General features: G+C 39.3%; 5 protein-coding genes. 3 read left to right on the top strand and 2 right to left on the bottom strand.

Annotated elements, in window-relative coordinates; translation table 11 throughout:
- Positions 1-409 precede the first annotated feature (409 nt).
- Together FTU65_RS15920 and FTU65_RS15915 are read left to right on the top strand one after the other, a co-directional pair.
- Complete coding sequence (locus FTU65_RS15920; protein WP_257222695.1) at positions 410-736, top strand: GNAT family N-acetyltransferase; 327 nt, start codon at positions 410-412, stop codon at positions 734-736.
- A 602-nt stretch (positions 737-1,338) separates the two neighbouring features.
- A complete protein-coding gene (locus tag FTU65_RS15915) occupies positions 1,339-1,809 on the top strand; it encodes a BLUF domain-containing protein (protein WP_180009150.1) in 471 nt (156 codons plus the stop codon).
- Positions 1,810-1,872: 63 nt separating this feature from the next.
- On the opposite strand, the gene mpl is transcribed toward FTU65_RS15915, so the two are convergent.
- Positions 1,873-3,237: a UDP-N-acetylmuramate:L-alanyl-gamma-D-glutamyl-meso-diaminopimelate ligase gene (mpl, locus tag FTU65_RS15910; RefSeq protein WP_180009153.1), complete on the bottom strand. Its 1,365-nt coding sequence runs from the start codon at positions 3,235-3,237 to the stop codon at positions 1,873-1,875.
- Positions 3,238-3,511: 274 nt separating this feature from the next.
- Between mpl and FTU65_RS15905 the strand changes: the two genes are divergently transcribed.
- Positions 3,512-3,850 carry a DMT family protein gene (locus tag FTU65_RS15905; RefSeq protein ID WP_180009155.1) on the top strand — a complete coding sequence of 113 codons (339 nt, stop codon included), beginning with the start codon at positions 3,512-3,514 and terminating at the stop codon, positions 3,848-3,850.
- 129 nt (positions 3,851-3,979) lie between these two features.
- Here FTU65_RS15905 and FTU65_RS16430 read toward each other — a convergent pair whose 3' ends face one another.
- Entirely contained in the window at positions 3,980-4,114 is a 135-nt protein-coding gene (locus FTU65_RS16430; protein WP_257222697.1) for a hypothetical protein, read from the bottom strand.
- Positions 4,115-4,581 lie beyond the last annotated feature (467 nt).

Here is a 4,581-nt window from a genome sequence, read left to right as displayed (position 1 = left end):
GAGGATCAGAAAGCTTGTTTGAATCGATGTATTTCATCCGCAGATTATGCACGAATGCTAAGAAATCCGGAGTGCAAATATTAACCAAAAATAAGATCGTTTTTTGATTTATGAAAGAGATCTAATCATTTGGATAAATAAAAAAAACAGCCTGATGGTATTGCAATCAGGCTGTTTTATTTGAAATCTAGTTGTGAAGTTGAATTAAGATCGTGATTTATACAGCGATACAACCAAGCATGCTGCAGCAATGAGCAATACAAAGATAGCGACGAGATAAAGGTCCACAATAAAAATATCCGGCAAGTGTGATTTAATTGTTTTTTAATTAATGTGAAAGGTGTACGGATTTATTATCACCTACAGTTGAATATAGGTCGTTTAAGTTCTGTACCAATCACTTTCTCGTTTGTTACACGGTGTATTTTTTCATAAAAAGGAAGAAAAAACAGTGACTATGCAACATCAAGATAATGGTCAAAAAGGTGAATTTTTTCAGTTAAATGCTGAGGGTGTACGCCTTGCAGAAATGAGTTATCTATGGCGTGATGAACACACTATTGTGGCAAATCACACGTGGGTAGATGATTCCTTACGTGGGCAAGGGGTTGCTCGTGTGTTATTGGATCATTTGGTGGAGTTCGCTCGTGAGAAACACTTAAAAATTATTCCAACCTGTTCTTATGTAGAGGTGATGTTTCGTCGAGACCAGACATTAGCCGATGTTCAAGCCTAAAAAAGCCCGCGATGCGGGCGTTTTTATCTGTATGAAAGTTTAAAAAATGAGTGGTGCTCAATTGAGTTTGAGTTTCAACAGCGTTGATGGTGTTTTGACGATATGTGGCCACAATTGGAACAAAATCGAGCAGATCAATATTCCTAAAACCAAGCTTAAACACATGATATTTAATAATTCAAAGTCATTCAGTACAAAATAAATACTGCCAATGGTCATCATCATTAGTAAATAAATAAGATAGTGAGGAATCACGGTGCGCAGTGTTATTCCTAAAATAAATGAGCAAATAACGACATTTAAAAAATCTGAAACGCCAAAATTATTCAGTATGATCAAGGCAGCAAAATATACACAAGTGATCGATAAAAAAATGAGTAAATTCTTGAGCATGGTAGGCCTCTTTATTCATCTTCAAATGGAAATAATTTCATTGTTTTAATATGTATGAGTTTAAAAAAATGAAGGTGATATCGGTATACGTGATCTTGGTTTTCTGTTGTAAGTTAAAAAGCACATTTGATTAAAAAATATACAAATATTTACTCATCCTGTAGCGCTTTCTACGTTAAAATCGTGCAAATACTTTAAGAATAAACACAATGATACAACTCTGTTATGCCAGTACACGTGTAGAACAACAATTTGATTTAATACAAGATTTAAGTGATATTTTGGTGAGAGCCCGCAGCTTTAATACTGAACAGCGTATTTTTGGCGTGCTGTACTATGCCGAAGGTCGGTTCTTCCAATGCCTGCAAGGTGAGCAAGCGGCTCTCGAACAGCTTTTTCAGCATATTGCGAAAGATACTCGCCATCGGGATATTGTGCGTTATCCTGATCAAAATATTGATCAAATCGATTTTTCAAAATGGTCGATGAAATATGTCAACCGACATAGTGAAATTGCTAGTTTGTTTCAGCGCTTTGGACATTCAAGCTTTCAACCCGACGTGCTCAATCTAGAACAAATTCAGGCGCTTTTAACGACCTTGTTAAGATTAGAAAATGTTGAACAGCCGGTTAAGCTGGATTCAGGCTATAAAAACCGAGGCTATCAGCATTATTTTTAAGCTGAGTATGAATAAAATAAAAAAAGCCCGCTTCGCGGGCTATTTTTATTTTATCTAGTGGGTTTAGGCTTTTAATGCACTGATCAACTTCTGATGTAAACCACCAAAACCGCCATTCGACATAATCACCACGGCATCGCCCTCGCCTGCCTCATTTACGATAGTTTGAATGATGTCATCCAGTGAACGCGCCACGACGGCTTTATTCGCAGCAGCTTCAATCACAGGCTGTAGATCCCAATCCAAACCTTCAGGTTGATACCAAATCACTTCATCCGCTAAGCGTGCAGAATGTGCAAGGCCATCTTTATGGCTACCCATGCGCATGGTATTAGAACGTGGCTCGATTACTGCCCAAAGTTTACGTTGACCCAGACGCTTACGCGCACCTTCTAACGTGGTATCAATCGCCGTTGGGTGATGTGCAAAGTCGTCATACACTTCAATGCCACGGACTGTGCCCAAAAGCTCCATACGACGTTTGACACCGCCAAAGTTTGAAAGTGCTTCACACGCCGTTTCAATCGAAACACCGACATGTTCAGCCGCAGCAATGGTTGCCAAAGCATTGGCTACACTGTGTTGCCCAGTCATATTCCATTTGACTTCGCCTTTCACGACACCATGTTGCAGTACTTTGAAATGTGAACCGTCAGCAGACAATTGCTCTGCATACAGTTCAGATTGGTCATTGGCATCTAAAGATGTTCGCACCACAGGTGTCCAGCAACCCATTTCCAAGACTTCATCAATATTTGTCTCTGTGATGGGCGCAATGATACGGCCTTCACTTGGAATAGTACGCACTAGATGATGGAATTGCTTTTGAATCGCAGCCAAATCATCGAAGATATCGGCATGGTCAAATTCAAGGTTATTTAAAATCGCTGTTTTAGGATGGTAATGTACAAACTTAGAGCGTTTGTCGAAGAATGCTGAATCGTATTCATCGGCTTCTACACAGAAATATTGACCACCGCCTAAACGTGCGCTTTCACTAAAGCCTAAAGGTACGCCGCCAATCAAGAAGCCTGGGTTTAAACCGGCTTGATCGAGCACCCAAGCGAGCATGGTCGTTGTTGTCGTTTTACCATGAGTGCCTGCAACACCTAAGACATGTTTGCCTTGTAGGACGTGATCCGCTAGGAACTGTGGGCCAGAAATATAAGGCAGGCCTTCGTTCAGCATGTATTCCACAGCATCAATGCCACGTTTCATGGCATTGCCGACAATCACGAGATCTGGGTGTGGTTGAAGGTGGCTACGGTCATAGCCTTGCATTAAGGTAATGCCTGCATTTTCCAATTGGGTAGACATTGGTGGGTAAACGTTTTGGTCTGAACCCGTCACCTTATGTCCTAAATCACGCGCCAAGAGCGCCAATGAACCCATAAAGGTGCCACAAATACCCAAGATATGCAGATGCATTCGTTCTAACTCCACTGCTTTTATCGACACATCACTTTGTTATTGTGGTGTTGTCATTATAGATTTGGTTGAAAAGGTTAATTTCATTTGAGAGCAACCATAGCAAGGGTCTTAGCGAAAAGATAGATTTTTTTGTATGAGATCGTGCAAAAAGATTGAGCTCGTAACTGATCAAATGTACGCAATTTTCTTGAGGATAAAAACACGGAAAATAGGCGCGAAATCATGATAAAAAACGTACAATATGCGCAATTTTTTGCGATCTTGATTGCTTATGTCCCTTGCCCTGTTTTTATTGATTATTTCCAACTGTTTTATGACTTTGGCCTGGTATGGGCATTTGAAGTTTTTACATGATGCACCGCTTTGGCAAGCGATTTTATTTGGATGGGCGATCGCGTTACTCGAATACAGTTTTATGATTCCAGCAACGCGACTGTTGGCCAAACATGGGTGGTCATTGGGCCAAATGAAAATCACACAAGAAGTCGTGACGCTCTTGGTCTTTGTTCCATTTATGATTTTCCTTTTTAAACAACCCTTTAAGTTGGACTATTTGTTGGCAGGTTTATGCCTTTTTGGATGTGTCTATTTTGTATTTCGCAGTGCTTAATTGATTCAATACCGCATGGGGCTGATCATTTAAGTGAGGCGTGTTTGCAGGCATTTTTGAGGACTTTACTAAACTCACGGTCTCGTGGAGTGGGATCTTCATAGTCAAAGGTATAATCACTCTCATTGGTTAGTACAGTCTTTGACCGTCTGCTTCAAAGTCCATGAGTGCAAAACCAAAGCTTTGGTCATCACAATACACACGATATTCTGAAATTGAATACATGTTATCATGGCCATCATCTGCTTTGTAATAGCCTGTCATCTTGACCGGCTCACGTTCATCAATGATCGATTTTCCGGTGACTAAAAATTTTTCGTGGATGTAGCCATTACTCTTAATTTGGCCGTTATAGCCTTTTTGTTGCTATAAGAGGTTAAAGTCTTTTTCAAATTGGCTTGTATTGAGTTGAACGAGTTGGGCAAAACTTTGAGAGCTTAGGGCTAGAGTGAGCAGGATGAAGATCTGTTTCATCTTTAAAGTGTCTTATAAATATTGATTTAATAAAAGTTTTTATAAAATTGAAAAAAATAAAAATAATTTTATAAAAATATTATGGAGTTTTCTCTTTAAAGACAACCGTTAAATTTTATCAAATGGAGCTTAAAACTCAGTCCTTCAGGTCAGAGATATAAGCGACACGACATGAAGTGTCGTTTGATTTAACTAAGGACTATTTTCCTTGAGTTTTGATTGTTAATATAAGTACATGAAAACCCTTAAATTACGTA

The sequence above is a fragment of the Acinetobacter sp. YH12129 genome (assembly GCF_013418685.1).
GTDB lineage: Bacteria > Pseudomonadota > Gammaproteobacteria > Pseudomonadales > Moraxellaceae > Acinetobacter > Acinetobacter amyesii.
Note: the sequence above shows the minus strand (reverse complement) of the source record. Positions and strands in the feature narration are given on the sequence as shown.